Raw genomic sequence first — 387 nt, 5'->3', positions numbered from 1 at the left:
CGCCCAATAAAAAGCGATGGTTCCATGACCATCGCTTTTGCATCATTTGCTGAATTACTTTTGAACCAATAACTGATCAAAATGTTTTGCAAATACTTCAAGTTCACCTTGGCTTAAACCTGGGATGAGCTTGTTAATCACAATGTGAACGGCTGTTTCGACACCACTGGTTGCAACGCTCGCAACACCGCGTTTCATCATGCCCAGACCCAGCGTTTTGTTAAATTCGGTCATGAAGTGGTGAGTCAATGCATCAGCAAAAGTTTTAAATTGCTGGGTTAATGCATCACGTTGTGCCTTGCCATTTCCAGCAGCGACTTCTGCAAAGCTTTTTTTCATGTCAGCGACCAGCGTATCAGGTAGAACCGTACCAATACGTTGTTGACC

The 387-nt window shown here is 43.9% G+C and carries 1 protein-coding gene; it reads right to left on the bottom strand.

What is annotated here, in order from left to right; genetic code table 11:
• Positions 1-54 precede the first annotated feature (54 nt).
• Positions 55-387: hypothetical protein (locus NBZ85_RS34315; RefSeq protein WP_261563540.1), on the bottom strand; the 333-nt coding region annotated here is incomplete at its 5' end.

This window comes from Frankia tisae, assembly GCF_025403405.1.
GTDB lineage: Bacteria > Actinomycetota > Actinomycetes > Frankiales > Frankiaceae > Frankia > Frankia tisai.
Note: the sequence above shows the minus strand (reverse complement) of the source record. Positions and strands in the feature narration are given on the sequence as shown.